This window comes from uncultured Streptococcus sp. (assembly GCF_963516515.1).
Taxonomy (GTDB): domain Bacteria; phylum Bacillota; class Bacilli; order Lactobacillales; family Streptococcaceae; genus Streptococcus.
Window position 1 is genome coordinate 1 of record NZ_CAUQCJ010000064.1, and the last position, 4,052, is coordinate 4,052.

General features: G+C 41.9%; 6 protein-coding genes. All 6 read right to left on the minus strand.

The features are described from left to right. Positions 1–492: ACP S-malonyltransferase (locus tag RYL77_RS08800; protein WP_315010999.1), on the minus strand; the 492-nt coding region annotated here is incomplete at its 3' end. Then, positions 485–1,459 (minus strand): enoyl-[acyl-carrier-protein] reductase FabK, encoded by a 975-nt coding sequence (gene fabK, locus RYL77_RS08805; protein ID WP_000857446.1) that lies wholly within the window; start codon positions 1,457–1,459, stop codon positions 485–487. The genes fabK and RYL77_RS08800, both read right to left, overlap by 8 nt. A 116-nt stretch (positions 1,460–1,575) precedes the next feature. Beyond that, positions 1,576–1,800 carry an acyl carrier protein gene (locus RYL77_RS08810; protein ID WP_000257838.1) on the minus strand — a complete coding sequence of 75 codons (225 nt, stop codon included), beginning with the start codon at positions 1,798–1,800 and terminating at the stop codon, positions 1,576–1,578. 58 nt (positions 1,801–1,858) lie between these two features. Beyond that, entirely contained in the window at positions 1,859–2,833 is a 975-nt protein-coding gene (locus RYL77_RS08815; RefSeq protein WP_315010338.1) for a beta-ketoacyl-ACP synthase III, read from the minus strand. Further along, positions 2,833–3,267 carry a MarR family winged helix-turn-helix transcriptional regulator gene (locus tag RYL77_RS08820; RefSeq protein WP_000386351.1) on the minus strand — a complete coding sequence of 145 codons (435 nt, stop codon included), beginning with the start codon at positions 3,265–3,267 and terminating at the stop codon, positions 2,833–2,835. The genes RYL77_RS08815 and RYL77_RS08820 overlap by 1 nt, the downstream gene beginning before the upstream one ends. A 91-nt stretch (positions 3,268–3,358) precedes the next feature. After that, on the minus strand, positions 3,359–4,052 hold a 694-nt coding region (locus RYL77_RS08825), incomplete at its 5' end, for an enoyl-CoA hydratase (protein ID WP_315011000.1).

Below are 4,052 nucleotides of genomic sequence, written 5' to 3' on the forward strand. Positions count from 1 at the left end.
TTGTGCAGGTGTATTATAGTTGGCTGGGGTAACCACTCCAAGTTCAGAAGCTTTTTGACAGGCTTCTTCAATAACCTCTACTGGCGTATTGAGAACTGCTACCATCTTGCCAGAGCCAGCAGGAGCCGCTTCTTCCATATAGGCTCCACGCTTAGCAACCAAGGCTACCGCATCTTCAAAATCCAAGGCACCGCTGGCCACCAAGGCAGAGTATTCTCCAAGAGACAAACCAGCAACCATATCAGGCTGATAGCCCTTTTCTTGCAATAATCGGTAAATAGCAACTGAAGTTGCTAAAATAGCTGGTTGCGTATAGCGGGTCTGATTGAGTTTTTCTTCTTCCGTATCAATGAGATGACGTAAATCATAACCAAGTACCTGACTCGCTTGATCAATCGTTTCTTTGACAATCGGATACTGATCATAGAGATCCCGTCCCATACCTAGATACTGGGCACCTTGACCAGCAAATAAAAAGGCTGTTTTAGTCATTTCTTACAACTCCTGCCCAACGAGAGGCTTCTTCTTGAATTTTCTTAGCTGCTCCGTAATACAAATCTTTTAGGATTTCTTCAACGGTTTCTTCTTTGGAAACAAGGCCTGCAATCTGACCTGCCATAACAGATCCACCATCCACATCTCCGTGAACAACCGCTTTGGCTAGAGCACCTGCTCCCATTTGTTCAAAAATTTCCAAATCTGGATTTTCTTGTTTAAAGGCATCTTTTTCAGCTTGTTCAAAATCACGAGTCAACTGATTTTTAATCGCACGAACAGCATGTCCAAAGTGTTGAGCTGAAATCGTAGTATCAATATCTCTAGCTTTTAAAATTTTCGCCTTATAATTTGGATGAGCATTAGACTCTTTTGCAACGACAAAACGAGTTCCAACCTGAACAGCCTCTGCACCTAGCATAAAGCCAGCCGCAGCACCTTCACCATCCGCAATCCCTCCTGCAGCAATAACAGGAATAGATACAGCAGCAGCAACCTGACGCACCAAGGTCATGGTTGTTAATTTCCCAATATGTCCCCCAGCTTCCATTCCTTCTGCAATGACAGCGTCCGCACCGATTTTTTCCATGCGTTTAGCTAAAGCAACACTTGGTACAACAGGAATAACTGTAATACCAGCTTCATGGAAACGTTCCATGTATTTACTTGGATTTCCTGCTCCTGTTGTAACTACCTTAACACCTTCCTCGATAACGAGGTCTACAATATCTTCCACAAAGGGAGACAAGAGCATGATGTTGACACCAAAGGGTTTATCAGTCAATGATTTGATTTTATCAATATTTGCCTTGACAACTTCTTTAGGGGCATTCCCCCCACCGATAATCCCTAGTCCTCCAGCCTTGGAAACAGCCCCTGCCAAATCACCATCAGCAACCCAGGCCATTCCTCCTTGGAAAATAGGATAATCAATGTTCAATAATTCTGTAATACGCGTTTTCATAGTGCCTCCATCGTTTCTTGCTTACGTAATAGTTCGATATCGTCATAATTTGAAAATCAAACTATTGCCTAAACAAGAGGGAGCGGGTTTCCCTACTCCTTCTATCTATATTCTGTTTATTTTGTTTGCTCTTCAACGTAGGCAACCAAGTCACCAACTGTTTTCAAGTCATCTTCTGCTTCGATTTGGATATCAAAAGCATCTTCGATTTCTGAGATTACTTGGAACAAGTCCAATGAATCTGCATCCAAGTCATCAAAAGTTGATTCAAGTGTTACTTCTGATGCGTCTTTTCCAAGTTCTTCAACGATAATTTCTTGTACTTTTTCAAATACTGCCATGATAGGACTCCTTTAAAATAAATAGTTTTTTATAACAATGTGTTCACCACATGATTACCTAAATTGTAAGAATGAGCGTGCCCCAGGTCAAGCCTCCACCGAAGCCTGATAGCAGAACAGTCTGGCTACCATCTAAATGGATGAGGCCTTGTTCTACACACTCTGAAAGTAAAATCGGGATACTGGCTGCACTGGTATTGCCATATTCCATCATATTGGCTGGAAGTTTAGCTCGGTCAACACCGATTTTTCTAGCCATCTTATCCAAAATACGGTCATTAGCCTGATGAAGTAGCAGATAATCCAAGTCTGTCGCCTCTATAGGAGACTCATCAATAGTCTGTTTGATAGACTTGGCTACATCTCTAATAGCAAAATCAAAGACTGCGCGTCCATCCATCTTCAAAAATGAATCTGCATTTTCTTGATCTGAAAATGGAGAATGCAAGCCTGAATGTCCATAAGTCAGACACTCACTGCGACTTCCATCGCTATTGAGACTCTCAGCCAAGAAATGCTCTTGCTCGCTAGCTTCTAGCAAGACTCCACCAGCACCATCTCCAAACAACACAGCTGTTGATCGATCCGACCAATCGACTGCTTTAGAGAGGGTTTCACTACCAATCACCAAGCCTTTTTGAAAGCGACCAGAAGCGATAAACTTTTCAGCAGTTGAAAGAGCAAATACAAATCCACTACAAGCAGCTGTTAGGTCAAAAGCAAAGGCCTTATTAGCACCAATATTAGCTTGGACTCGAGCAGCTGTAGAGGGCATCATCGAATCAGGAGTAATGGTAGCTAGGATGATAAAATCCAGCTCCTCTCCTGTGATTCCAGCTTTTGCCATCAGTTTCTTAGCAACCTCTGTAGCCAAATCACTAGTAGATTCTGTTCTTGAAATATGCCTTTGTCGTATTCCCGTCCGACTTGAAATCCACTCATCATTGGTATCCATAATCTGGGCCAAATCATGATTTGTAACCACTTGCTCTGGTACATAATGAGCAACCTGGCTTATTTTTGCAAAAGCCATTATCTCAAATCCTCCAAAAATTGATAAAGATTAGTCAGACCTTTGCTCATAACCTCAATTTCTTGCTTACTCATACCATCGATGATTTTTTCAACCATGGCCTTGTGGAAGCGTTTATGTAGTCTATGAACCAAGCGACCTTTCTTTGTCAAATGCAGATGCACCACACGTCGATCATGTTCTGAACGAATGCGTTCAATGTAACCCTTGCGTTCGAGATTATTCAAACTAGTCGTAACTGTCCCAAGAGTCACCATCAACTCTTTTGACACTTGACTTGGTGTCACATCTGGGAATTTCCCAATCACATCAATCGTATGCATTTCTTTGATGGAGATATCTTTGAAACGACTACCCCTCAAGCTAACTTCCTCGATGACGAGGACATTGTTAAATATAGATGTTAAATATTCATTAATTCGTTGGTAGTCCAATCTCTTTTCCCTCCTTTTCAAAAAACTTTCACAATCAAAACATTTGACAAAAAAATTATATCAAACTTCAAAGAACAGTGCAAGTATTTTCTTATTTTCCAGTAAATTTAGGTCGCCTTCTCTCCGAATGAGCCCGAACTCCCTCTTTGAAATCCTCTGTTTGAGCCAAAGATTCCTGTAGGTTCAATTCTAAAGCAGCATAATCTTGCCAATCTTTAAATTGGCTCTCCCAAACCAACTTCTTGATAGCTGCATAAGAATTAGCTGAGCCACGTCTTAATTTTTTAAGAAGCTGTTCTCTCGTCTTTTCAAGTTTATCAGCTTCACAGATGCGGTAAACCAGGCCCCACTCCAGAGCTTTATCTGCGGTCAAAGCCTCTCCTGTCATAGCTAATTGAGCAGCACGCGTCACACCAATACTACGACTCAAGAGGTGAATCCCACCCGCATCAGGAGCCAAACCAACCCCAACAAAGGCTTGGATAAACTTAGCTTTATCCGTTGCAAGACAGAAATCTGCAGCAACAGCCATATTGGCTGCGGCACCTGCAACAGCTCCATCAACCTCAATCAAAACAGGTTTACCTATTTGCTTGATTTTATAAGAAATAGCATTGACCAACTCTGCGATTTTCGTCAATGATGGAATATCATCCTCATCCACTGCTCGCTTCATCTCTACCAAATCTCCCCCAACGGAGAAAACTTTTCCATTAGCATTAATCAAGATAAAATGCACAGCCGGATCCTCTTCTGCCAAAGTCAGAGCTTCTAAAATCTCCTCA